The sequence below is a fragment of the Microbacterium mitrae genome (assembly GCF_008017445.1).
GTDB lineage: Bacteria > Actinomycetota > Actinomycetes > Actinomycetales > Microbacteriaceae > Microbacterium > Microbacterium mitrae.
Genome location: NZ_VRSW01000001.1, coordinates 365,971 through 388,584 on the forward strand (window position 1 = coordinate 365,971; position 22,614 = coordinate 388,584).

The following is a 22,614-nucleotide window of genomic DNA, read 5'->3' on the forward strand; positions in this document are numbered from 1 at the left end:
CGATACGGCGGACTACCCGCGGTCATCCAGTTTCGGGGCGCGCGGAGCTGCATAACGGTCGGTGCGCCCGATAAACGCGGCGCGAGTGACGGCACCAGAACCAAACCGTTCGGCAGCGTCGTCGAGCGCATCGTCGACGCGGCGCCAGTCTTCATCGTCGTCCCAGAGCGCGAGTGCTGAGCCACCCTTGGGTTGCAGCTTCTCAGCGCGTACACCGATGAGTCGTACCGGGGCGATGAGATCAAGTGTCGCGAATAGGTCGCGCGCCGCGTCGGCAATGCGCATGCCGACATCGGTGGGTTCGGGCAGCGTCTGCGAACGGCTCAGCGTCGTGAAGTCGTTGAAGCGCACCTTGATCGCAATAGTGCGTGACTCAACGCCCGCTTTGCGCAGCCGAATGCCGACGCGGTCAGCAAGGCGCAACAGTTCACTGCGCAGGCGCTCGGGGTCGGCGACGTCGTGCTCAAACGTCTCTTCGTGGCCGATGCTTTTTTCGGCGTGCTCTGTCACCACAATGCGCTCGTCAACGCCGTGAGCGAGCTCCCGCACGCGAGCACCCATTGCGGGCCCGAGCACGCGGTTCAAGGCAGCCTGTGGCGTCGCACGCACGTCGGCAATCGTGCGGATGCCACGGTTCTCCAAGGCTTCAGAAGCCTTCGGCCCGACGCCCCACATTTGCCTCACCGACCTCGGACCCAAAAAGCCCAGCGTCTGCGCTTCGGGCACGAACAGCATGCCGTTGGGCTTGCAGAGGGTAGACGCCATTTTCGCAACGTGTTTCGTCGCGGCAACACCGACGCTGCATGTGATGCCGACCTCGCGCTCAACGGTTTCGCGAATGAGCGTCGCGATCTCCCCCGGGCTACCCCACAGGCGCCGCGCACCCGAGACATCAAGAAAAGCCTCGTCAATTGACAGCGGCTCGACCAGCGGAGTGAACCGTTGGAAGATCTCCATCACCTGCTTCGACACTTCGATATAGCGGTGAAACGAGGGGTTGACGATGATTCCTTGTGGGCACAGGCGAATGGCCTGCCCCATCGGCATCGCGGCGCGCACCCCGAAGCGGCGTGCTTCGTACGACGCGCTCGAGACGACCGATCGCCCCTCGGGAGCCCCGATGATGATGGGCTTGCCGCCAAGCGACGGGTCGTCGAGCACCGCAACCGACGCGTAAAACGCATCCATGTCTACGTGCAGAATCGAGGTTCCGGCATCGTCGTCACCCGGGAGTGAAAAGACCCGGCTTGATCCGTCTCCTCTGCCCATGGTTCCATTCTCCGCTCTGCCACCGACATTGCCTACAAACGGCAAGTGGGGCGCCACCAGGACGCCCCACTTGCTGAAAAGGTTTACGCCTGTGCGGCGCGCTCGAGCACGAGTTCACGCACGCGAGCGGCGTCAGCCTGACCCTTCATAGCCTTCATCACGGCGCCGATCACGGCACCGGCCGCCTGCACCTTGCCGTCGCGGATTTTCGCGAGAACATCGGGCTGCGATGCGAGAGCCTCATCGATCGCCGCAATCAATGCACCGTCATCGGAAACGACGGCGAGGCCGCGTGCATCGACAACCTCTTGCGGGGTGCCTTCGCCGGCGATCACGCCTTCGAGCACCTGACGGGCGAGCTTGTCGGTCAGGGTACCGGCGTCAACCAGGGCCTGCAGAGCGGCCACGTTGGCGGGGGTCACCATGTCGGCGATCTCCCGCTCCTGCGCGTTTGCCAGACGGGCGATCTCACCCGTCCACCACTTGCGAGCCGCAGCCGGTGAGGCACCAGCGGCGATCGTCGCCTCAACCTCAGCCACGATGCCACCGTTAGCGACGTCTTGGAACTCGAGGTCTGTGAAGCCCCACTCGGTCTTCAGACGACGGCGACGAGCAACCGGCGCTTCCGGCAACGACGCACGCAGCTCTTCGACCTGCTGACGTGAGGGCGCGACCGGAACCAGGTCAGGCTCCGGGAAGTAGCGATAGTCGTCCGCATCCGACTTCGGTCGACCGGGAGAGGTCTCTCCCGTGTCTTCGTGCCAGTGACGCGTCTCCTGGATGATGGTTCCGCCTGCCGCAAGAATCGCAGCCTGACGCTGGATTTCATAGCGAACGGCACGCTCGACCGAGCGCATCGAGTTGACGTTCTTCGTCTCGGTGCGCGTGCCCAGCTTTTCCTGGCCACGGGGACGCAGCGAAACGTTTGCGTCGCAGCGCAGGTTTCCGCGCTCCAGACGAGCCTCAGAGATACCCAGCGAGAGCACGATGTCGCGGATGGTGGCGACGTAGGCCTTCGCGAGCTCCGGAGCCTGGTGCTCGGCACCGAAAATCGGCTTCGTGACGATCTCGACGAGCGGTACGCCAGCACGGTTGTAGTCGACCAGCGAGTGGTCGGCGCCCTGAATACGACCGGTGGAACCACCGACGTGCGTCAGCTTGCCCGCGTCTTCTTCCATGTGTGCGCGCTCGATGGGAATATCGACCAGCGTTCCGTCGCTCAGCTCAACCTGAACCGAGCCTTCGAACGCGATGGGCTCGTCAAACTGCGAGATCTGGTAGTTCTTGCCCAGGTCTGGGTAGAAGTAGTTCTTGCGGGCAAAACTTGACGACTCAGCGATCGAGCACCCCAGCGCGAGTCCCAGCTTGATCGAGGAGACGACGGCCTCGGCGTTTACGACCGGCAGCGCGCCGGGCAGACCCATGTCGACAGGCGCCACCAACGTGTTGGGAGCGGCGTCGTGGTTGGCCTCGTTAGCCGGGTTTGGGGCAGACGAGAACATCTTCGTCGCGGTGTTCAGCTCGACGTGCACCTCAAACCCGAGCACGGGTTCGTACAGTTCGAGAGCCTTGTTGAAGTCCATCAACGCGTCGCCAGCCATCAGCGTGCGCCTCCGTTCAGCTCGGGTGCACGGTCAAGCAGCGGGCCGCCCCACTGGTCGACGAGCAGCGCTTCGAGCGCCGCGCCGACCTGGTAGAGACGCGCATCTTCAAACGCGGGTGCCAAGAATTGGATTCCGACGGGAAGGTTGTCGTCGGAAGCGAGACCGCTGGGCAATGTCATGCCCGGAACGCCTGCGAGGTTCGCCGGAATCGTGGCGACGTCGTTCAGGTACATCTGAATCGGGTCACCCACCTTCTCGCCAAACTTGAACGCCGTGGTCGGCGCGGTGGGCGTTGCAATGACGTCAACCTGCGCAAATGCGGAGTTGAAATCTTGCTGAATCAGGGTGCGAACCTTCTGTGCTGAACCGTAGTAGGCGTCGTAGTAACCCGAGCTCAGCGCGTAGGTGCCCAAAATGATGCGGCGCTTGACCTCATCGCCGAAACCGGCGGCGCGGGTTGCGGCCATCACGTCTTCGACCGTTGCGCCACCATCGGGAATGACGCGCATTCCGAAACGGACGGAGTCGAACTTCGCCAGGTTGCTGGAGGCTTCAGCCGGAAGAATCAGGTAGTAGGCCGCGACGCCGTACTCGAAGTGCGGAGCGCTGATCTCGACGATTTCGGCGCCGTGCGCCTCCATCAACGCCAGCGACTCACGGAACGACTGGGAAACGCCGGCCTGAAAACCGCTGTCCGGCAGCTCCTTGATGACGCCGACCTTCAAGCCTTTGAGAACCTGACCGGTGGCACCTTCGCGGGCGGCAGCCGCAAACGACGGCCACGCCTTCGACAGCGACGTCGAGTCGTTCACATCGTGACCGCCAATGACATCGTGCAGCAATCCGGAGTCCAGCACCGTGCGCGTGACGGGGCCGACCTGATCAAGGCTCGACGCCAGCGCGATCGCGCCGTAGCGACTAACGCCACCGTAGGTCGGCTTCATGCCCACGGTTCCGGTGACGTGTGCGGGCTGGCGAATGGAACCACCGGTGTCAGAGCCCAGCGCGAGCGGCGCTTCAAAGGCGGCGACGGCGGCCGCGGAACCACCTCCGGAACCTCCAGGAATGCGCTCAAGATCCCACGGGTTCCGGGTCGGGCCGTAGGCGGAGTGCTCGGTGGAGGAGCCCATGGCGAACTCGTCCATGTTGGTCTTGCCGATAGCCACGAGGCCGGCGGCACGTGCGCGAGAGACGACGGTGGCGTCGTACGGCGACATGTAGCCTTCGAGGATCTTGGATCCGGAGGTCGAGGGCATGTCGGTCGTAACGAGCACGTCTTTCACGGCGAGCGGCACACCGGCCAGCTCGTGCAGCTGCTCGCCGGCGGCGCGGCGACGGTCAACATCGGCCGCGATCGCTTCGGCGTTCTGGTTGACGTGAAGAAACGCGTGAACGTCGCCATCAACGGCGGCGATGCGGTCCAGGTGCGCGCGGGTGGCCTCGACAGCCGAAACTTCGCCAGCGGCGAGCTTCGTTGCGAGATCCGCCGCGGTCAGGCGAATCAGATCACTCACTGCTCTTCTCCCAGGATCGCGGTCACGACAAAACGACCGTCTTCGGCTTCAGGTGCATTCTGCAAAGCCTGTTGCTGCGTCAGCGGCGCCTGCGGCACATCGGGGCGGAAGACGTTTTCGAGCGGAATCGGGTGACTCGTTGCGGCGACGTCGGGGGTTGCAACCTCCGACACCTTCGCAATGTTGTCAACGATGACGTCGAGCTGACCGGTGAGGCGCTCAACTTCTTCGTCGGTCAGCTGGATCCGCGCGAGCACGCCGAGGTGGCGGACAAGATCGGGAGTGATTTCAGACACCCCGCCAGTCTAGTTCGTTTGCGACAGTCTCCCCGTCGGCGGTCTAGGCTGTTTTCGTGTCAAAGGCCTATAACCCCCCGCGTCCGTGGATCACGAGCTACGCCCCCGGCGTTGCAGAAGACCTCGGCGAAGTCACCGGTTCGCTCTTCGATGTTGTCGAGCGTTCCGCCCGTGAGTACCCCACGGCACCCGCGCTCGAATTCTTTGGCAAGACCATCACGTATGCCGAAATGCTGGTGCAAATCGAGCGCGCCGCCGAAGGATTGCGTGAGCTTGGTGTGAAGGCCGGCGACCCGGTCGCCCTCATTTTGCCGAACTGCCCTGAGCACATCGTGGCGTTCTACGCGGTGCTCCGCCTCGGCGCGGTTGTCGTTGAGCACAATCCGCTCTACACCCCGCGCGAGCTTCGCAAGCAGTTTGAAGACCACGCCGCCAAGACCGCGATTGCGTGGAACAAGGTCGTTGCGACCGTTCAAGATTTCCCCGATGACATTGCCGTCACCAACCTCATTTCGGTTGACATCACCAAGTCGATGCCGCTGACAACGCGTGCGATTTTGCGCCTGCCGATTGCCAAGGCTCGCGCCTCGCGCGAAGCGCTGTTCTCCCCGGTCGAAGGCACCGTGTCGTGGGACAAGGTGTCATCCTCTGGCCGGCTGCCCTCGATTTGGGTGCGCCCGCAGACCAGCGATCTTGCGATCATCCAGTACACGTCCGGCACGACCGGAACCCCCAAGGGTGCAGCGCTCACCCACGGAAACATGATCGCCAACGCCATGCAGGCCCAAGCGTGGACCCCCTCCGTGCTCCGCGGCAACGGCTGTGTCTTCTACGCCGTGCTTCCGATGTTCCACGCCTACGGTCTGACGCTGTGCGTGACGTTTGCGATGTCGATGGGTGCGCGGCTCGTGCTGTTTCCCAAGTTCGACGCCGACATGGTGCTCGAAGTCGTCAAGAAGCGCCCCGCGACCGTTTTTCCCCTGGTTCCGCCCATCGCCGAGCGCCTGCTGGCGCGCGCCAAAGAGACCGGAACCTCGCTGGAAGGAATCAAGATCGGCGTCTCGGGTGCCATGCCGTTGAGCGTTGAGCTGGTGGAACCATTTGAAGCGGCATCAGGCGGCTACCTGTGTGAAGGCTACGGCTTGAGCGAGTGCTCCCCCGTGCTCATGGTTAACCCGGTGGCTGACAACCGCAAGATCGGCTCAATCGGCCTGCCGCTGCCCGGCACCGAGGTGCGCATCGTTGACCTCGACAACCCCACCGTGGATGTTCCGGCAGGCTCGGAGGGCGAGCTTGTGGTGCGCGGCCCGCAGGTGTTCAGCGGCTACTACGGCAAGCCGGAAGAGACTGAGGCTGTATTTGCCGATGGCTGGTTCCGCACCGGCGACATCGTGCGGATGGACCCCGACGGCTTTGTGACCGTGGTCGACCGCATCAAGGAACTCATCATCACCGGCGGCTTCAACGTCGCCCCGACCGAGGTCGAAAACGTGCTTCGGCAGTTCCCCGGCATTGCCGATGTGGCGGTCGTTGGCCTTCCCAGCTCGCGATCGGGTGAAGAAGTCGTAGCCGCCGTGGTGCTGGAGCCGGGCGCCACCCTCGACGCCAACGCGCTGCGCGAATTCGGTCGCACGATTCTCACCCCCTACAAGGTTCCGCGCCAGTTCTTTGTGGTCGACGAACTCCCGAAGTCAATGATCGGCAAGGTGCTCCGCCGACAGGTGAAGCAGACCATCCAAGACCTCCTCGCCGAGTAACCCCGGTGCCCCCGGTGCCGGCGGGCGTCAGGGGTCGGGGTTTCCAGGGGTTCCGGGGGTTCCGGGGGTTCCGGGGGTTCCGGGGGTTCCGGGGGTTCCGGGGGTTCCGGGGGTTCCGGCGCGCCCGGTTCTGGGGTGCCGTGGTTCCGGCTTCCGTCGCCAACAGCCAATTCTTCGGTTCCTCCCGGTTCTGCAGGAAATCCGTGTACCCCGAAATCTCCGACCAGGGGTTTTCTGACCGAGACGCGAATCTATCCTGCATATCCACGGCGAGGTTACGGGTTCCGCGGTTCCGAGGTTCCCGGCTTCCGTCGCCAACAGCCAATTCTTCGGTTCCTCCCGGTTCTGCAGGAAATCCGTTCACCCCGAAACCTTCGACCAGGGGTTTTCTGGCCGACGTGCGAATTTATCCTGCACAACCGCGGCGAGGTTCCGTCGCCGCTGGCGCTTCGCAGCCAGCCGGAACGCCTCATCGCGACCGAGGCGCGCGCACCCGGTTCAGCAGGACCGCCTCAGGTTATGCAGGAAATCCGCGCACCCTGGGGTCTCCGACCAGGGGTTTTTCGGACCGGGCGCGAATTTTTCCTGCACAACCGATCAAAAACCCTTGCGGTAACGCGAAACGCGCGGCGGCGGAACCGTTAGCGCGCGAATGAGCCGTGGGCGTGGCCTCGAGCGGCGAACGGAACCATTGGCACCGCAGCGAGCGGAACCGCGGGTCGGCGGCGAGTAGTTGGCGGAACCATCGAGCTCGGAGAACCGCCTGGGCGCGACGCCCGCGCAGGCGGAAGGCGGGGGCGCTCGACCGGAAAGTTCCTGCACAGGCGGGTCAATTGCGGCGGGGCGCCGCGGGTTCTGTGGATAGTCCGACGGGCGACCGGCGGGCGGTGCAGGCTCAATGTCATGGACATCGAAGTCGCGCTGCATCGCTGGGGTGGCGCTGCCCGCACGTGGCAGCTCCACCGGTCAGGTGTTTCTGACGGCGATATTGCCGACGCGGTGCTGTCGGGCCGCGTGATTCGAGCGCGGAAAGGGGTCTACATCGAGAATCGTCGCGACCCGGTCGGCATCGCCGCGACCCACGGCGGCGCCCTCACCTGCGTTTCTGTGCTGGCGACGCTCGGCATTTGGCTACTGGATTCGCAACCGGAACCACACGTGCAACTAGGGAGGAAGGGGCGCAAGCATAAGCATCCCCGTTGTCGCTGCGTCGAGCACTATTCGGCGGAGCGAACCCGATTCGGCCGCCAGAGTTGCGCGGATGCCCTGATCGCGGCGATGCAGTGTCTAACGACGGAAATGCTGTTCGTCGCTTTCGAGTCGGCCTGGCATCTGGGTTTAATCTCGGCCGATGATCGTCGCCGCATTATCACCGAAGCGCCTCAACGACTGGCGCGTTGGCTGCGACGGACGCGAGGAGATGCAGGTTCAGGGCTCGAGTCACTGTTTCGATTTCGGTTGCTGAGGGAAGGAATCACCTTGGAATGCCAGGTGCACATTCGCGGCGTCGGGAGGGTCGACTTTCGTCACGGGCAGGTGCTGTTTGAGATCGACGGGCGCGAGCACCATGACGGCGACGAAGCGTTCCATCGAGATCGAGTCCGCGACGGCGCCGCAACCCGCGCGGGCTACCGCACCGAACGCTTTGACTTCGCAATGATCGTGCACAACTGGCCGCAAACGCTTGCCGTCGTCAAGGCCGCAATCGCGAGCTCAGATTGGAGGATCTAAGGCATAGAGGTAGCCGAACACACGGCCTTCATCGCGCCGCCGCCGCGCCGCAACCCGCGTTGGTCGGATCTCAGCGCGTCTGCAACCTGCCGCCCGAATTCGACCAGCAAGCCATGACCCAACTCACCGGGTGACCACCGACCGCGCCAGGCAGCCCCCGCCATCCCGCGCCAGCCAGCCACCGCCAACCCGCGTCGGCCAACCGCCAACAGTCTGCGCGCCGGCCAGCGCAAGCTGAGCCAACCGAGCGCACGGCGACCATCGCGCCGCGCCAGCAACCCGCGCCAACCACCCACACACAAGCCCCTGTACTACTCCAGCGCGTCTGGCCCCTGGGTTACCAGCAGGTGGAACTGTGCGGCGTCGATGATGCGCAGCCCGAGCTCTTCAGCCTTCGCGAGCTTTGAGCCGGCACCAGGGCCAGCGGCCACAAAGTCGGTCTTTTTCGATACCGATGACGCTGCCTTGCCTCCGGCCTGAATGATCGCCTCTTGGGCACCGTCGCGGGTGTAGCCGTCCAAGGACCCCGTTGCAACGACAGTCAAGCCAGCCAAAACGCCGCCTTCTACGACCGCCGCCCCCGGGCCGGCATGGCCCGGGATGAACAGCTGCGCGCCGGCCGCCTGCCAGCGTTCCACAATCTCCGCGTGCCAATCAACGGTGAACCAGTCGATCAACGAGTCAGCAATGATGCCGCCGACGCCTTCAACGGCCGCCAACTCCTCGCGCGTAGCCGCACGAATCGCCTCAATCGAACCGAACCACTGCGCCAGTGCGCGAGCGGCTACCGGTCCGACGTGGCGAATGTTCAGCGACACCAGAAAGCGCCAAAAGCCTTTCGTCTTCGCCTTCTCAAGTTCGGCAAGCAACTGCACCGCGGCCGATGACACAATGTGGTCTTCGGTACCGTCAAACTCGCCCGCGGGGTCGAAGATCGGGTCGTTCTTCTTGCGCTGGCGACGAAACGGCGAGCGCGTGTCTTCGGTGCCATCGTCGCGCAGCTTCACCAGGCCGGTCTCAGAATCACGCACGACGAGGTCGATGGGAAAGAGGTCACGCAGCGTCAGGTCAAATAGCGCAGCCTCGGTGTCAAGCGGTGGCCGTTCCGGCCGAATCGGCTGCGTCAGCGCCGCGGCAGACACCTCCCCCAAACCCTCAACGTCGAGCCCGCCACGCGATCCGATGTGCTCGACGCGCCCCCGCACCTGCGCCGGGCATGAACGCGAGTTCGGGCACCGCAGGTCGATATCGCCCTCTTTCGCGGGGCGGAGTTCGGCGCCGCACTCCGGGCACTCGCGTGGCATCACAAACGCCCGCTCGGAACCATCACGCAAGTCAGCGACGGGGCCCAAAACCTCGGGAATCACGTCACCGGCCTTACGAAGCACAACCATGTCGCCGATCAGCACGCCCTTGGCCTTCACAACATCTTGATTGTGAAGCGTTGCCTGACGCACCACGGAGCCAGCAACGCGGGCGGGCGCCATCACCGCAAACGGCGTGGCACGACCCGTGCGCCCCACCGACACCACGATGTCAAGCAAGCGCGTCTGCACCTCCTCCGGCGGGTACTTGTAGGCGATCGCCCAGCGCGGCGCGCGGCTCGTCATTCCGAGCTCGGCATGCATCGCCAAGTCGTCGACCTTCACGACAATGCCGTCAATTTCGTGCTCAATATCGTGCCTGTGCTCGCCGTGATGCGCGACAAAGCCCAGCACCTCGTCGCTCGACGTGAAGGTGCGATAGTGCGGGCTGGTCGGCAAGCCCCATTCGGCGAGCAAGCCGTACACCTCGCTTTGCGACGCTACCGGCGGATCCGGCCACGCCCCAATACCGTGCACGTAGAGGCGCAATGACCGCAGCCTGGCCTCGCCTGCCTCCAGCTCAAGCCCCTCTTTTTTCTCGAGCTGCTGGCGCAGACCACCGCTGGCGGCATTGCGCGGGTTCGCGAACGCCGCAAAGCGGCGCTCCGCTGACTTTTCGGCGGCTTCAATGGTGAACCCTCGCCGTTCGATCAGGTCGGCCGCGACCGTCTCACGCATGCGAGCCTGTAGGGCATTCAGCCCCTCAAATTCGGCAACCGGAATGAAAACCTCGCCACGCACCTCAACCAGCGCTGGATGCCCAACACCCGCCAGTCGCGTCGGCACACCGGCCACGCGCACCGCGTTGACCGTCACATCTTCGCCGACGCGCCCGTCACCGCGGGTCGCAGCCGAGGTCAGCACACCATGCTCATATCGCAGTGAAATCGCGAGCCCATCGATCTTCAGCTCAGTCAGCCAACGAACGGAACCACCCGCTGCGGCTTTCGTCTTCGCCATCCACTCGGCGAGTTCTTCTGGCGAAAACACGTTGTCGAGGCTCAGCATGCGTTCGGCGTGCTCGACCGGGGTCAACATGCTGTTTTCGGCGGCACCAACGGTCTGCGTGGGAGAGTCTTGGCCGGCGAGCTCGGGATAGGTACGCTCGATCTCTTCGAGGGCGTGCATCCACGCGTCGTAGGTCTCGTCGGCGACCAGCGACTGGTCGGCGCCATAGTACTGATCCCGCGCGTCAAGAATCAGCGTTGTCAGCCGTTCTGCCTCCGTGCGAGCCGCGGCAAGGTCAGTGGGCGTCGTCTGCTCAGAACCGTTCACATAACAACGATAGGGCGCGCATCCGACACTGGTAAGCGTGACGCTCCCGGTGCTGCAAACCGATCAGAGTCAGCCGACCGGAACGGCAGATTCGGTTCGATCAATTGTGAACTGACCGAGCACCCGTGTTCCGAGGTACAGCACGGCGGTTTGACCCGGCGCGACGCCGTCGAGCGGCTCGTCCGGCGTCACCGTTACGGCACCATCACTCAGCACCGCGAGCGCCGGAACCGGCTCGGCGTGCGCACGAATCTGCACGTGGCAACGGAATTCGCTCTCAACGGGTGCTGCCCCAGCCCACGAGTATCGGGCACCCTCAATCAGCGCGGTAGCCAGAGCTTCCTTGGGGCCAACGATGACGGTGTTCGACACCGGGCGCACCTCCAGCACAAAGCGGGGCTTGCCGTCAGCCGCCGGAATTCCAAGGTGCAAACCGCGGCGCTGCCCAACGGTGTACGCGTGCGCGCCCTCGTGAGAGCCCACCACATTACCCTCGCGGTCAACGATGTCACCGGTTGCGGTGCCGACCTTCTCCGCCAGCCACCCCTTCGTGTCACCGTCCGGGATGAAGCAAATGTCGTGGCTGTCGGGCTTTTGCGCGACCGTCAGGCCGCGCTCGGCAGCCTCCGCTCGCACCAGAGCCTTAGTGGGCGTGGAACCAAGGGGAAAGTACGTGTGCGCCAGTTGCTCTGCGGTCAGCACGCCCAACACATACGACTGGTCTTTCGCGTTATCGGCGGCGCGATGCAGTTCAAGACCGCCCTCACCGTCAACGAGGTTGGCGTAGTGTCCGGTACAAACTGCGTCAAAACCCAACTCGATGGCGCGTTCCAGCAGCGCCGCGAACTTGATCTTCTCGTTGCACCGCATGCACGGGTTCGGGGTGCGGCCAGCCTGGTATTCCGACACGAAGTCGGCAATGACGTCTTCGCGGAACCGCTCGGAAAAGTCCCACACGTAGAAGGGGATCCCCAACTTGTCGGCGGCGCGACGCGCATCCATCGCATCTTCGATCGTGCAGCAGCCACGAGAGCCGGTGCGGAGGGTTCCGCCGGCGCGCGAAAGCGCCAAGTGCACGCCAACAACCTCGTGACCGGCCTCGACCGCACGGGCCGCGGCAACGGCAGAGTCCACTCCACCACTCATGGCAGCCAAAATACGCATAGCCACCAGTTTACGGGCGATGATGCTGGGAGGCTCGGCAATGCCTAATCAACCGCCATCCACCCGGCACCAGGCAGCACAGCCACAACAGGCGCCAACAGCCCTAACGCTTCCCCGTCGCCCGACGGTAAACGTCACCGATCGCGGCAACCACCGCGTCGATGTCTTCGGCCGTGGTGGTACGCCCCACCGTCATTCGCAGCACACTTCTCGCGTCCGCCTCGCTCCGGCCCATCGCGCGCACCACGTGCGATGGTTCCGCAATGCCCGCTTGGCATGCCGAGCCGGTTGAGACGGCGATATCGGCGGCATCAAGCAGATAAAGCATCGACTCCCCCGCCGCACCAGGAAACAGAAAGTGGGCGTTGCCAGGCAGGCGCGCCGTGCGATCTCCCAGCAGTTCGGATTGCGGAACCTCGGCAGCGACGCCCGCGATCAGTGCGTCACGAAGCTGCTGCAGTCGCGCATCTTCTTGCTGCCGTTCGGCAAAGGTGGCTTCGGCTGCGGCCGCAAACGCGGCAGCCGACGGCGCATCGGGCGTGCCTGCGCGGAGCCCGCGTTGGGCCGCACCCCCGTGGTGCAGCGCGGTAATTTTCGCCTGCCGCGACACCACGAGCGCGCCAATCGAGGGGGGTCCGCCAACTTTGTGCGCCGACACACTCATGAGGTGTGCGCCGCCTCCGGCAGAGCGAGCGAGGCCCGAGAACGGCAATTCGAGATGCCCAAACGATGCGACAGCGTCAAGGTGTAGCGGAACCCCGGCAACGGCGGCTGCTTCGGCCAGCGCTGTGGCGTCATTAATGGTTCCGGCCTCGTTGTTCGCGACGATCGCCGTGGCGGCTGCGACATCTGCCGCGAGCGCTGCCGCGAAGGATGCGACGGGAATGCGGGCCGTGTCATCGAGCGCGACGGCGCGAACCTCGGCACCATCATCGGTTCGCAGCCATTCGACAGCATCGAGGGTGGCGTGGTGTTCGCCATCAGGCAGCACGATGACCGATCGGTCTGCCGGGCGGGAGAACCACAGACCTTTTAGTGCCAGGTTGATCGCTTCTGTGCCGCCCGAGGTGAAGACAACTTCGATCGGGTCGCACCCCAGCACAACGGCCAAGCGTTCTCTCGCGTCTTCCAGCATCCGCCTGGCAGCCTGGCCCGACCGGTGGATTGACGACGGGTTTCCCACGGTGTCGATCGCGTCAAGCCACGCGTCGCGCGCTTCGGGGCGCAACGGCGTGGTGGCGGCGTGATCGAGATACACGGTCATGCTTCTATGTTGTCACTCTCGCTCGCCGATGGCGTCACTCTCGCTCCGCAATGGCGGCACTCTCGCTCGCCGATGGAGGCACTCTCGCCTTGCGATGCAGACGCGGGCGACCAACCCGCCGCGGGCGTTGACCGTATTGCGCGCTGTTCCGTAAGCGCTTGCACTTATGCTGTAACGCATGGCGACCGACGTGACCGCACCCGAACTGCTCTCCGAAACGCTTGACCGACTGGGCGTTACCCTTGTCGACGGTCAGGCGACCGTGCGCGTTTGGTCCCGCAACGCGACCGCGATTGAACTGGTGACGTTCAACGAGGCCGACCTTGACTGGGTGACTCAGACCATTCCCCTCACGCGCGGTGACGGCCACGTGTGGGAGGTCACGACCGACGCACTGTCGGTGGGCACGCACTACGCCTTTCGTGCCGACGGGGCGATCGGAAGCCGGTTTAACCCGGAGCAGATTCTGATCGACCCGTATTCTCGGGGCCTTGCGCAGGGGCACGGCTACGACGATTTTCGTAGCGTGGTCGTAGACACCGGCTTTGACTGGGACGGCGCCACCAAGCCGATGATCCCGCTGGACGAGACGATCATCTACGAGGGTCACCTCAAGGGCATGAGCAAGCGCCACCCCGATGTTCCTGCCGCGCTGCACGGCACCTATGCGGGCCTCGGGCATCCGGCGATGATCGAGCACTTCCGTTCGCTGGGCATCACCACGATCGAGCTACTCCCGGTGCACCACTTCATTTCGGAACCACGACTGCTGCAGCAGGGGTTGGCCAACTACTGGGGCTACAACACGCTCAACTTCTTCACCCCGCACGCGCCCTACGCGACCGTGCAGGCGCGTCGCGAGGGCCCGTCTGCGGTGCTCCGCGAGTTCAAAGAGATGGTGAAGGCGCTGCACGAAGCCGGGCTCGAAGTCATTCTCGACGTGGTGTACAACCACACGTCTGAGGAAGGCCCCGGCGGGCCAACGTCGAGTCTGCGCGGCTTGGACGACGCCGACTACTACCGGCAGAACCCGGAGACCGGGCAGTACATCGACACGACGGGTGTGGGCAATACCCTCAACACGGCAACTCCGGCCGCCGCCCGTCTCGTGCTCGACTCCCTTCGCTACTGGGCAGAGGAGGTACAGATCGACGGGTTCCGCTTTGACCTGGCAACCTCCCTCGGCCGCGACGCGTCCCACACCTTCACTCCCGAGCACCCGCTGTTGCAGGCAATTCTCGACGACCCGATTCTGAAGAACACGAAGCTGATCGCGGAACCATGGGACGTCGGCATCGACGGATGGAAGACCGGCGGATTTGGTGACGGTTGGCAGGAATGGAACGACCGCTACCGCGACCGCGTGCGCAACTTCTGGCTCAGCGACATCGACTACGCGCGCCGCGCCAGCGTGGCGCCCGCCGGCATCGGTGGATTCGCCACGCGCCTGGCGGGTTCGGCGAACACCTTCTCCCCCGAGCGAGGCCCACTGGCCAGCGTGAACTTTGTCACCGCGCATGACGGCTTCACCATGCGCGACCTCGTGTCGTACTCGACGAAGAATAACCTCGACAACGGTGAGCACAATCGAGACGGCGCCGACACCAACCGTTCGTTCAACCACGGCGCCGAAGGCATCACCGACGACTCGGCGATCCGAGCGCTGCGCCGCAAGGCCATGCGCAATCTGTTTGGCACCCTGCTGCTGTCTGCCGGCACCCCGATGATCACCGCGGGCGATGAAACGGGGCGCACCCAGCGCGGCAACAACAACGCGTACTGCCACGACTCTGAGCTGACATGGTTGTCATGGCAGCTGGAGCAGTGGCAGGTCAATCTGCGCGCCCACGTTGCTCGACTCATTGAGCTTCGACGCACCAACGCCGCGCTTCGCCCGGCACGTTTCGCTGAGTTGGGACGACACGTTCCCGGCTCCAGCGAGATGGACTGGTACGACGAAAACGGCGACACCATGTCGAGCGAGCGTTGGAATGATCCGGAACACCGCACGCTGCAATATTTCTCGGCGGAGACTCCGGTGGAGGGTAAGCCACGCAACCGCATCCTGCTGATCGTGCATGGCAAGGAGTCCCCCGTCGAGGTCGTGCTGCCTCAGGTGGCCGGCGTCACGCGGTTCCGCTCGCTGTGGTCCAGCGAAGAAGAGGCGCCGCTGCCGGCTCGCTCCACCTTCTCGGCGGGCGATTCTGTGCCGCTGCAGGGCACTGCAATGCACCTGTTCGCGGCCGAGTGACACGCAGGTTACGTTTCACTCACCCGCTCATCGCGTTCCCGTTGTAGATTCAAGGCGTGTCCGCACTTCAGAGCATCACTTCGGTCCGTAGTACCTGCCCAATCCCGCTGCGCCCTGCGCCCGCATGGCAAAAGAAACGCACCACGCTCAGTGGGCGTATTCCGCTCAGCCATGTGGTTCCGGCGGCGCCCGGCGGCTACCGCCCGAAGGGCTATGTTGGCGAGGTCATACCGTTTGAGGCCACCGCGTTTCGCGAAGGTCATGACCTGATCGGCGTGCAGGTGCGCCTCACCGCGCCCAGCGGAGAGCAGAGCCTGCATCGCCTGCAGAACACCGGAACGGGCCTTGACCGCTGGCGCGTGTTGATCGCTCCGCTGGAACAAGGGGTGTGGACATACCAGTTCGAATCCTTCGGCGACGACTACGCGACGTGGCAACACGCCGCTCACCTCAAGCTCGCTGCCGATGTCGACGTTGACGTCATGCGCGAGGCCGGAGCGCTCGTTTTGGAACGGGCCGTCGCCACGGGCAAGCATCCCGCGGCCGACAAGGCCCGCCTGAACGCCGCCATCGCGACGCTCCGCTCCGCAGACGCCGACACTACTGACGCGCTCGCCGTCGTCGATGACGCTGAGCTTGCCGCGGTGCTGTTTGCGCGCCCCGTGATGTCTCTCATCACGGTCGACACGCCGCGCAAGCTCTTGGTCGAGCGTCAGCGCGCCGGCGTTGGCAGCTGGTACGAGTTCTTCCCGCGTTCTGAGGGCGCCAAACGCCTCGCCGACGGAACCATCGCATCCGGAACCTTCGCGACGGCACAGCGGCGCCTGGCGGAAGTTGCCGCCATGGGATTCGACGTGGTGTATCTGCCGCCGATCCACCCGATCGGAACCATCAACCGTAAGGGCCCCAACAACACGCTGGTTGCCGCCGAGGGCGACCCGGGCTCCCCCTGGGCCATCGGCTCGGCTGCTGGCGGCCATGATGCAATTCATCCCGACCTCGGAACGCTCAAAGACTTCCGCGCGTTTGTCAGCGCAGCGCGCAAGGAGGGCATTGAGATTGCCATCGATCTTGCGCTGCAGGCGGCGCCCGACCACCCGTGGGTGACGGAACACCCCGAATGGTTCACGACGCTGCCGGACGGAACCATCGCGTACGCCGAAAATCCGCCCAAGAAGTACCAAGACATTTACCCGATCAACTTCGACAATGATCCCGAGGGTATCCGTGCCGAAGTGCTGCGGGTGGTGCGGCACTGGATTGCGCAGGGCGTGACCATCTTCCGCGTCGACAACCCGCACACCAAGCCGCTGCAGTTTTGGGAGTGGCTCATTGCCGAGGTGCTGCGCGAAGACCCTGACATCGTTTTTCTCGCCGAGGCGTTCACCCGCCCGGCGCCGCTTCAGGCACTGGCCGCGGCCGGATTCCAGCAGAGCTACACCTACTTCACGTGGCGCAACACCAAGACCGAGCTCGCCGAGTTCCTCACCGGCCTTGCCACGGAAACGGCAGATTTCTTGCGGCCAAACCTGTTCGTCAACACCCCGGATATTCTCACCGAGTACCTGCAGTATGGCGGGCGCGCGGCCTTCGCCATCCGCGCGATCGTTGCCGCCACGGCGGCACCGACGTGGGGGGTTTACGCCGGGTACGAGCTGTTTGAGTCGGTCGCACGCCCCGGAGCGGAAGAGAATATCGACAGTGAAAAGTACGAGTACAAGCTGCGCGACTTCGCCGCAGCGGAGGCTGCCGGAGATTCGCTGGCGCCGCTGCTTCGAACGCTCAATGCCATTCGCGATGTGCACCCCGCTCTCGAACAGCTCCGATCGTTCACCGTTCATGACTCAGAAGACGATGCGATTCTCGTCTACTCCAAGCACATCGATGCGGCACTCAGCCCGCAGGGCAAGGCCGACACCATCATCGTCGTGGTGAACGTTGACCCACACTCCGTGCGTGAAACCATGGTCCACCTCGACACCAGCGTGTTTGGCATCCAACCCGGCGAGCAGTTCGCCGTCGTTGACCTGCTGACCGGTGCCGAGTGGACGTGGGGCGATCACAACTACGTTCGGCTTGACGCATTCACGCAGCCGGCACACATCCTGTGGGTGAAGCGATGAACGACAACGACATTCTCCAAGCCGTCGCCGAGGCGCGTTGGCACGCCCCGCATGATGTTCTCGGGCTCCACAACAATGGTTCCGCGCGCGTCGTGCGCGCCCTCTACCCGCTTGCTGACAGCGTCACCGTGATCCTCCCCGGAGGCAACCGCGCACCGCTCAGCCACTGGACCGAGGGCATCTGGCACGGTGTCGTGCCAGCAGACACCACCGCGTACGAGATTGAGTCGGTCTACGACGGTGTCGTCGCGGTGGCTGATGATCCCTACCGTCATCTCCCCACCATCGGCGAACTCGATCTTCACCTGATCAGCGAAGGCCGTCACGAAGAGCTTTGGCGCGTGCTCGGTGCGCATGTGCGCACCGATGCGGGTGTCGACGGAACCGCGTTCACCGTGTGGGCACCGAACGCTCGCGCCGTGCGCGTGGTGGGCTCATTTAACGACTGGGATGGTCGCAAGCACGCCATGCGGTCGTTGGGTGGCAGCGGCGTGTGGGAGCTGTTTGTTCCGGGTGCGGGTGTCGGAACCACATACAAGTTTGAGATTCAAACCCGCCAGGGCGACTGGGTGCTGAAGGCAGACCCGATGGCACGTGCGGCGGAAGTGCCGCCCGCGACCGCATCGGTGGTGACCGCGTCTTCGTACACCTGGAGCGATGCTGGCTGGTTGAGCGCCCGCGCAAAGCAGGAGCCATCTCATGCCCCGATGTCAATCTACGAGCTGCACGTTGGTTCCTGGCGCCCCGGCCTCGGCTATCGTGCGCTCGCCGACGAGCTGATTCCCTATGTCACCGATCTCGGTTTCACGCACGTCGAGTTCATGCCGGTCGCTGAGCACCCCTTCGGCGGCTCGTGGGGCTACCAGGTGTCCGGCTACTACGCCCCGACCAGCCGGTTTGGCACACCAGACGATTTGAAGTACCTCATCGACCGCCTCCACCAGGCTGGCATCGGCGTGATCATGGACTGGGTTCCCGGTCACTTTCCGAAAGATGCGTTTGCGCTGGCGCGATTTGACGGGCAGGCGCTGTATGAGCACCCGGACCCGCGCCGCGGCGAGCACAAAGACTGGGGCACCTACATTTTCGACTACGGTCGCAACGAGGTACGCGGCTTCCTCGTCGCCAACGCGCTGTACTGGCTTGACGAGTTTCACGTCGACGGTTTACGGGTCGACGCCGTCGCGTCCATGCTTTACCTGGACTATTCGCGCGAAGATGGCGAATGGGAGCCGAACATTCACGGCGGCCGCGAAAACCTCGAGGCGATCCGGTTCTTGCAGGAGGTCAACGCGACGGCCTACAAGCGCCACGCCGGCATCTCCATGATTGCCGAAGAGTCCACCAGCTTTCCGGGCGTTACCGCCCCCACCAGCCAGGGCGGCCTCGGCTTCGGCTTTAAGTGGAACATGGGCTGGATGAATGACTCGCTCCGCTACATCTCGACCGATCCGATGTATCGCGGCCATCACCAGGGCGAGATGACCTTCTCGTTCACCTACGCCTTCAGCGAGAACTACGTGCTGCCGATTAGCCATGATGAGGTGGTGCACGGCAAGGGCAGCCTCATCGCGCGCATGCCGGGTTCGCACGAACAAAAGCTCGCCGGCGTGCGCAGCTACCTGGCGTACATGTGGGCGCATCCGGGCAAGCAGTTGCTGTTCATGGGTCAAGAGTTTGGCCAAATGTCGGAATGGTCAGAGTCGCGCGCCATCGATTGGTACCTTCTCGAGCAGCCCTCCCACGTGCAGCTCTCCGGCTTTGTCGGTGACCTCAACCGCACGTATCGCGGCCTGGAGCCGCTGTGGCTGCGCGATAGCGATAGCCACGCGTTCCGTCTGCTCGGGGCACCCAGCTACAACAACGACGTGATCGCGTTCGCGCGGATCACACAGCACGGCTCGGTCGTCAGCATCTCCAACTTCTCGGGCGTCACGGTGGCACAGATGCCGCTGGATCTGCCACGCGGCGGAACCTGGCAAGAGGTGCTCAACTCCGACGCCAAGACGTATGGCGGCAGTGGTGTCGGCAACTACGGTGTCGTCGGTGCGGATGAGAACGGGCGCGCCGTTGTCACGGTGCCGGCACTCGGAACCATTTGGCTGCAGCACGTCGGCTAGCGCGCGGGCGCGTGCTCGCCAAGTCGAAGGGGCGCGATGCGGTGAATCCGCATCGCGCCCCTTTGTGGCTTGCCCTGTCGCGGCCCCTGGCCCACAACAGCGACGTTAGAAAAGCAGTGACGCTTAGAAAAGCAGTGACGTCAGGCGGCCGCGCGCGCGGATGACCCGCGGATCGGCGTCGCCGACAAGGCCAAACAGCTCAAGCAGGCGCTCTCGCACCGGAGTGCGCTCGTCGCCATCGAGCTCAGCGAACAGATCGAGCAGGCGGGCGAAGGCGTCATCGACGTGGCCGCCGGCAAGATCCAGGTCGGCGATATCGAACTGCGCTTGAACGTCGAGCGGGTTGGCAGCGGCCGCGGCGCGGGCCTCCTGCAGGTCAAGGCTCTGCGTGCGGTGGAGCAGCTTCACCTGTCCGAGGCCAGCGCGTGCTTCGTCATCGCGCGGGTTCTGCACCAGAGCCTTCTCGTAGGCGGCAATTGCCGTCGCGTAGTCTCCAGCTTCGATCGCGACGAACGCCTCCTGGTGCAGGGGCGCAAGTTCTGGTTCCGCCTTTTCTTCGCCCTCGGCGCTCTCCCCTCCCAGGGTTTGCGTCACGCCCTGCTGCGTCGCCAACTCGAACAGCTGCTCAAACGTCGCACGTACCTGCTCCTCGGTGACTGCGCTGGAAAACAGCGGCACCGGCTGCCCGTTGATGAGCGCGACGACCAGCGGCACGGCCTGTGCTCGAAACGCCTGAGCGATCTGCGGGTTCTTTTCGATCTCGACCTTGGCAAGCAGCAGACGACCGGCAAGCTCCGTAACAACGGTCTCCAGCGTCGCGCTCAGCTGCGTGCTGGCCTCGCTCCAACCCGCCCACATGTCAACGACAACCGGAACGCCGCGGCTGATGTCCAGCACCTGCTGGAAGGTGGCGTCGGTGATATCGACAATGTACGAGGTCGCACCCGAGGGTGCGGACGCCGGAGCAGCCGACTGGTTCGCGCGGTTGCGGAGGCTGGACAGGTCAACGGCGCCGCGAAGCACGGCTCCGGGGGCTTGATCACTCATGGAAGAACCTCAGACTTCAGGATGGACGATGAGTATCCCAGCAGGCGAATCTGCTCGTTCGAGCCCTGCGCCGGAACGTAAAAGAACAGCTGGCTGGTGTAGGTGGTTTGAAAACCGGTCGGCGCTTCGGTGACGCCGGTCAGCGTCGTGAGCACGGGGTTTTCGCCGAGGCGAATCACGGCATCCGGGTTGGTGGCGCGCGGGGTCTCGATGTCGTTCATCGTGACGGCAACGATCGCGCCGCTGTCCAGGGTCGCCAACGCCACCGGCGCTTCGGCGCCCGCCTCAGACGAGAACGTCATCTCGCCCGTTCCGGCTGCCGTCTGGTTGAACTTGTCCAGATTCTCCTGGCGTTTCGTCAGTAGCTGACCGCGGAACTGATCGCCGGCGAGGTCGTAGATCGGGGCGAACTCGCTGTTCTCACCGTTCTCGATGATGTCGGAGTACATCGCGCCGAGATCTTGCGGTGCCACCATCAAGAACTGGTTGTCGGGGTTGACGAGCGTCGCGCCGATATCGGCGGGTGCCAGCCCCGGAACGACGGCCGAGGCTTCCATCTCACCCGCGTACGCGAGCTTGTAGTTAGACCACGGGTCTTCCTGCGTGACCATCATGATGACGGGCGGAACCGTCGTGTTTGCGTCGTCCTTGTAGATCGCGAGGAACGAACGCGGCCAGGTGTCGGCCGCCTGCGGCAGCAGAATCGTCCAGTTTGCGGGAACGGCTGCGGGCGACGGGTATTCGGCGATCGCTGCGCGCAACGTGTAGTTGACGCTTCGAGCCTGCAGTACCGGTCCGGTCAGGCGTTCACCGGCAAGCGTGGAATCCAGCGTGGCGTCGGCGGCGGCCGCGGCTTCTGAAATGAGGCCAAGAATGCGGGTTGCCTGCGACTCCAGCAGCACCGGAGCCTTTTGATCTTCCGGCGTAATTACCGTGGGCGATGGCGTCGGTGACGGGGTCTGCTCCCCCGCCTGCGGCCACACATCGGGCGAGCACCCGGAGAGCGCGAGGGATGAAACCAAGACCAGTGGCAACACCAGCAACGCCCGGCGTTCGGTCTTCTTCGGCGATGCCGAAATCACACCCTTGCCCTCCGCTTCTTCAATGTCAGCAAGGCTCAATGGTTCCGTCACCGGCAGCGGCGGAAGACCACGACGACGCGGTCCGCGCTTGCGACGCAAGTGACGGATGCCGAGGATGTACAAGATCACACCGATCAGCGCGAAGACGCCACCGGCGACCATCAGCGGGCCGGCCATCGGAGTGGAGTTATCGAGCGCCCACTTCGCCGAGATATCGGCCGGTGCCGGGTTCGTGCCGTCGCTTACCACCAGCACGCTCATGTCGCTCGGCAGATTGAAGGTTTGAATCAGCGAGTCAGTGTCGCTGAACTCGGCAATCCACAGATCGGAACCCGCGGGGTTGCGCCCGGTGGTCTCCTCGGCGGCAGCGTCGTCGGTGGACTCTTCCGTCACGGGCTCTTCGACCACGATGGTCGGCTCGACAACGGACGACACGATCGTTTCTTGATCGTCAACGGTGTCGATGACCACGTGGTTGTACGACGTATCGGCAAGCCAGGCGACCATGTCGCTGGTGCGGCCGTAGGCGGCAAAAATCTCGCCTTCACCTCGCGCGATCAGCGTCTGGCCGCCCGGAAGATACGCGAGAACCGAGGCATCTACCAGCGTGTAGCTCTCGCTGGCGTCGACCTCAAACTGCTCTTGGTGACTGTTGGGGCCAAGCCAGATCGTGCGCTGGCCAATGCCCACTGCGGCGCAGACGAAAGCCAGACCGAACGACACGACGGCCAATAAAAAACGCACGAAATGAAC

General features: G+C 64.2%; 14 protein-coding genes. 5 read left to right on the forward strand and 9 right to left on the reverse strand.

Translation table 11 applies throughout. The features are described from left to right. Nucleotides 1-12 precede the first annotated feature (12 nt). The 4 genes from dinB to gatC all read right to left on the reverse strand — a co-directional run bounded on the left by dinB (nt 13) and on the right by gatC (nt 4,683). Nucleotides 13-1,269, reverse strand: a complete 1,257-nt coding sequence (dinB, locus tag FVP60_RS01740) for a DNA polymerase IV (RefSeq protein WP_147824547.1) — start codon at nt 1,267-1,269, stop codon at nt 13-15. An 83-nt stretch (nt 1,270-1,352) separates the two neighbouring features. After that, nucleotides 1,353-2,870: an Asp-tRNA(Asn)/Glu-tRNA(Gln) amidotransferase subunit GatB gene (gatB, locus tag FVP60_RS01745; protein ID WP_147824548.1), complete on the reverse strand. Its 1,518-nt coding sequence runs from the start codon at nt 2,868-2,870 to the stop codon at nt 1,353-1,355. Next, a complete protein-coding gene (gene gatA / locus FVP60_RS01750) occupies nt 2,870-4,387 on the reverse strand; it encodes an Asp-tRNA(Asn)/Glu-tRNA(Gln) amidotransferase subunit GatA (protein WP_147824549.1) in 1,518 nt (505 codons plus the stop codon). Before gatA ends, gatB begins: the two co-directional genes overlap by 1 nt. Then, entirely contained in the window at nt 4,384-4,683 is a 300-nt protein-coding gene (gene gatC / locus FVP60_RS01755) for an Asp-tRNA(Asn)/Glu-tRNA(Gln) amidotransferase subunit GatC (RefSeq protein WP_147824550.1), read from the reverse strand. Before gatC ends, gatA begins: the two co-directional genes overlap by 4 nt. 56 nt (nt 4,684-4,739) lie before the next feature. On the opposite strand from gatC, the gene FVP60_RS01760 reads away from it, so the two are divergent. Both FVP60_RS01760 and FVP60_RS01770 read left to right on the forward strand, forming a co-directional pair. Then, nucleotides 4,740-6,440, forward strand: a complete 1,701-nt coding sequence (locus FVP60_RS01760; RefSeq protein WP_147824551.1) for a long-chain-fatty-acid--CoA ligase — start codon at nt 4,740-4,742, stop codon at nt 6,438-6,440. Nucleotides 6,441-7,343: 903 nt separating this feature from the next. Then, the gene (locus tag FVP60_RS01770) at nt 7,344-8,171 is read left to right on the forward strand and encodes a hypothetical protein (RefSeq protein ID WP_147824552.1); all 828 of its coding nucleotides are present in this window, start codon (nt 7,344-7,346) and stop codon (nt 8,169-8,171) included. Between the two features lie 311 nt (nt 8,172-8,482). Here FVP60_RS01770 and ligA read toward each other — a convergent pair whose 3' ends face one another. From ligA to FVP60_RS01785, 3 genes are all read right to left on the reverse strand, one after another. Next, entirely contained in the window at nt 8,483-10,663 is a 2,181-nt protein-coding gene (gene ligA, locus FVP60_RS01775) for an NAD-dependent DNA ligase LigA (protein WP_425463446.1), read from the reverse strand. Nucleotides 10,664-10,879: 216 nt separating this feature from the next. After that, on the reverse strand, nt 10,880-11,974 hold the full coding sequence (gene mnmA, locus FVP60_RS01780; RefSeq protein WP_147824554.1) for a tRNA 2-thiouridine(34) synthase MnmA: 1,095 nt from the start codon (nt 11,972-11,974) through the stop codon (nt 10,880-10,882). Between the two features lie 103 nt (nt 11,975-12,077). Next, complete coding sequence (locus tag FVP60_RS01785) at nt 12,078-13,238, reverse strand: cysteine desulfurase family protein (protein WP_147824555.1); 1,161 nt, start codon at nt 13,236-13,238, stop codon at nt 12,078-12,080. Between the two features lie 178 nt (nt 13,239-13,416). Here FVP60_RS01785 and glgX point away from each other — a divergent pair, with 178 nt between their 5' ends. The 3 genes from glgX to glgB are packed head-to-tail and all read left to right on the forward strand — an operon-like array spanning nt 13,417 to nt 19,732. Further along, entirely contained in the window at nt 13,417-15,489 is a 2,073-nt protein-coding gene (glgX, locus tag FVP60_RS01790; RefSeq protein WP_147824556.1) for a glycogen debranching protein GlgX, read from the forward strand. 56 nt (nt 15,490-15,545) lie between these two features. Next, a complete protein-coding gene (locus FVP60_RS01795; RefSeq protein ID WP_147824557.1) occupies nt 15,546-17,612 on the forward strand; it encodes an alpha-1,4-glucan--maltose-1-phosphate maltosyltransferase in 2,067 nt (688 codons plus the stop codon). Continuing rightward, nucleotides 17,609-19,732, forward strand: a complete 2,124-nt coding sequence (gene glgB, locus FVP60_RS01800; protein WP_147824558.1) for a 1,4-alpha-glucan branching protein GlgB — start codon at nt 17,609-17,611, stop codon at nt 19,730-19,732. Before FVP60_RS01795 ends, glgB begins: the two co-directional genes overlap by 4 nt. A gap of 123 nt (nt 19,733-19,855) precedes the next feature. Here glgB and FVP60_RS01805 read toward each other — a convergent pair whose 3' ends face one another. Both FVP60_RS01805 and FVP60_RS01810 read right to left on the reverse strand, forming a co-directional pair. Continuing rightward, the gene (locus tag FVP60_RS01805; RefSeq protein WP_147824559.1) at nt 19,856-20,779 is read right to left on the reverse strand and encodes a tetratricopeptide repeat protein; all 924 of its coding nucleotides are present in this window, start codon (nt 20,777-20,779) and stop codon (nt 19,856-19,858) included. Beyond that, nucleotides 20,776-22,605 carry a DUF8094 domain-containing protein gene (locus tag FVP60_RS01810; protein WP_147824560.1) on the reverse strand — a complete coding sequence of 610 codons (1,830 nt, stop codon included), beginning with the start codon at nt 22,603-22,605 and terminating at the stop codon, nt 20,776-20,778. Before FVP60_RS01810 ends, FVP60_RS01805 begins: the two co-directional genes overlap by 4 nt. Nucleotides 22,606-22,614: the final 9 nt, after the last annotated feature.

Bases quoted from the DNA above. Each gene is read 5' to 3' on its own strand.
- dinB (WP_147824547.1), bottom strand. From the start codon at position 1,269: ATGGGCAGAGGAGACGGATCAAGCCGGGTCTTTTCACTCCCGGGTGAC.
- gatB (WP_147824548.1), bottom strand. From the start codon at position 2,870: ATGGCTGGCGACGCGTTGATGGACTTCAACAAGGCTCTCGAACTGTAC.
- FVP60_RS01770 (WP_147824552.1), top strand. From the start codon at position 7,344: ATGGACATCGAAGTCGCGCTGCATCGCTGGGGTGGCGCTGCCCGCACG.
- ligA (WP_425463446.1), bottom strand. From the start codon at position 10,663: ATGCACGCCCTCGAAGAGATCGAGCGTACCTATCCCGAGCTCGCCGGC.
- mnmA (WP_147824554.1), bottom strand. From the start codon at position 11,974: ATGCGTATTTTGGCTGCCATGAGTGGTGGAGTGGACTCTGCCGTTGCC.
- FVP60_RS01785 (WP_147824555.1), bottom strand. From the start codon at position 13,238: ATGACCGTGTATCTCGATCACGCCGCCACCACGCCGTTGCGCCCCGAA.
- glgX (WP_147824556.1), top strand. From the start codon at position 13,417: ATGGCGACCGACGTGACCGCACCCGAACTGCTCTCCGAAACGCTTGAC.
- glgB (WP_147824558.1), top strand. From the start codon at position 17,609: ATGAACGACAACGACATTCTCCAAGCCGTCGCCGAGGCGCGTTGGCAC.
- FVP60_RS01805 (WP_147824559.1), bottom strand. From the start codon at position 20,779: ATGAGTGATCAAGCCCCCGGAGCCGTGCTTCGCGGCGCCGTTGACCTG.